1 rRNA gene is annotated in these 2877 nt (G+C 50.3%); it reads right to left on the reverse strand.

Annotated features, from left to right (window positions below):
* Positions 1–2877 (reverse strand): 23S ribosomal RNA (locus LQ675_RS14860); the annotation flags it as partial.

The raw sequence follows: 2877 nt of genomic DNA on the forward strand, positions 1-2877 counted from the left end.
GCTTACACCCCGAACCTATTAACCTCATCATCTTTGAGGGATCTTATAACCGAAGTTGGGAAATCTCATCTTGAGGGGGGCTTCATGCTTAGATGCTTTCAGCACTTATCCCGTCCATACATAGCTACCCAGCTATGCCGCTGGCGCGACAACTGGTACACCAGAGGTATGTCCATCCCGGTCCTCTCGTACTAAGGACAGCTCCTCTCAAATTTCCTACGCCCACGACGGATAGGGACCGAACTGTCTCACGACGTTCTGAACCCAGCTCGCGTACCGCTTTAATGGGCGAACAGCCCAACCCTTGGGACCGACTACAGCCCCAGGATGCGATGAGCCGACATCGAGGTGCCAAACCTCCCCGTCGATGTGAACTCTTGGGGGAGATAAGCCTGTTATCCCCGGGGTAGCTTTTATCCGTTGAGCGATGGCCCTTCCATGCGGAACCACCGGATCACTAAGTCCGTCTTTCGACCCTGCTCGACTTGTAGGTCTCGCAGTCAAGCTCCCTTGTGCCTTTACACTCTGCGAATGATTTCCAACCATTCTGAGGGAACCTTTGAGCGCCTCCGTTACTCTTTAGGAGGCGACCGCCCCAGTCAAACTGCCCGCCTGACACTGTCTCCCACCATGATCAAATGGTGCGGGTTAGAAAGTCAACACAGCCAGGGTAGTATCCCACCAGCGCCTCCACGTAAGCTAGCGCTCACGTTTCAAAGGCTCCTACCTATCCTGTACAAGCTGTGCCAAATTTCAATATCAGGCTACAGTAAAGCTCCACGGGGTCTTTCCGTCCTGTCGCGGGTAACCTGCATCTTCACAGGTACTATGATTTCACCGAGTCTCTCGTTGAGACAGTGCCCAAATCGTTACGCCTTTCGTGCGGGTCGGAACTTACCCGACAAGGAATTTCGCTACCTTAGGACCGTTATAGTTACGGCCGCCGTTTACTGGGGCTTCGATTCGTAGCTTCGCAGAAGCTAACCACTCCTCTTAACCTTCCAGCACCGGGCAGGCGTCAGCCCCTATACATCACCTTACGGTTTAGCAGAGACCTGTGTTTTTGATAAACAGTCGCTTGGGCCTATTCACTGCGGCTCTTCAAGGCTTGCACCCTAAAAAGCACCCCTTCTCCCGAAGTTACGGGGTCATTTTGCCGAGTTCCTTAACGAGAGTTCGCTCGCTCACCTTAGAATTCTCATCTTGACTACCTGTGTCGGTTTGCGGTACGGGCACCTATTTTCTAACTAGAGGCTTTTCTTGGCAGTGTGAAATCAACGACTCGTCGGATACATGATCCAACTCCCCATCACAACTCAACCTTACGAGTGCCGGATTTGCCTAACACTCAGTCTTATTGCTTGGACGTGCACTCCAACAGCACGCTTCGCCTATCCTACTGCGTCCCCCCATCGTTCAAACAATCATAGGTGGTACAGGAATATCTACCTGTTATCCATCGCCTACGCCTATCGGCCTCGGCTTAGGTCCCGACTAACCCAGAGCGGACGAGCCTTCCTCTGGAAACCTTAGTCAATCGGTGGATGGGATTCTCACCCATCTTTCGCTACTCACACCGGCATTCTCACTTCTAAACATTCCACATGTCCTTACGATCATGCTTCGACACGTTTAGAACGCTCTCCTACCATTATCCTTACGGATAATCCACAGCTTCGGTAATATGTTTAGCCCCGGTACATTTTCGGCGCAGTGTCACTCGACTAGTGAGCTATTACGCACTCTTTAAATGATGGCTGCTTCTAAGCCAACATCCTAGTTGTCTGGGCAACGCCACATCCTTTTCCACTTAACATATATTTTGGGACCTTAGCTGGTGGTCTGGGCTGTTTCCCTTTCGACTACGGACCTTATCACCCATAGTCTGACTCCCAAGTTAAATTATTTGGCATTCGGAGTTTGTCTGAATTCGGTAACCCGAGAGGGGCCCCTCGTCCAAACAGTGCTCTACCTCCAATAATCATCACTTGAGGCTAGCCCTAAAGCTATTTCGGAGAGAACCAGCTATCTCCAAGTTCGATTGGAATTTCTCCGCTACCCACACCTCATCCGCTCACTTTTCAACGTAAGTCGGTTCGGTCCTCCATTCAGTGTTACCTGAACTTCAACCTGGACATGGGTAGATCACTTGGTTTCGGGTCTACGACCAGATACTCATTCGCCCTATTCAGACTCGCTTTCGCTACGGCTCCACATTTACTGCTTAACCTTGCATCAAATCGTAACTCGCCGGTTCATTCTACAAAAGGCACGCCATCACCCATTAACGGGCTCTGACTATTTGTAAGCACACGGTTTCAGGTTCTATTTCACTCCCCTTCCGGGGTGCTTTTCACCTTTCCCTCACGGTACTGGTTCACTATCGGTCACTAGAGAGTATTTAGCCTTGGGAGATGGTCCTCCCAGATTCCGACGGAATTTCACGTGTTCCGCCGTACTCAGGATCCACTCAGGAGAGAAATGACTTTCGACTACAGGACCTTTACCTTCTATGGTTGGCTTTTCCAAAACCATTCGTCTAATCATTTCCTTTGTAACTCCGTATTGAGTGTCCTACAACCCCAATAGGCAAGCCTATTGGTTTGGGCTCTTCCCGTTTCGCTCGCCGCTACTCAGGGAATCGAGTTTTCTTTCTCTTCCTCCGGGTACTAAGATGTTTCAGTTCTCCGGGTGTGCCTTCTCACATACTATGTATTCATATGCGGATAACATGACATAACTCATGCTGGGTTTCCCCATTCGGAAATCTCTGGATCAAAGCGTACTTACAGCTCCCCAAAGCATATCGTCGTTAGTAACGTCCTTCTTCGGCTTCTAGTGCCAAGGCATCCACCGTGCGCCCTTAATAACTTAATC

It is taken from the genome of Mammaliicoccus sp. D-M19, assembly GCF_022386695.1.
GTDB classification, from domain to species: domain Bacteria; phylum Bacillota; class Bacilli; order Staphylococcales; family Staphylococcaceae; genus Mammaliicoccus; species Mammaliicoccus sciuri.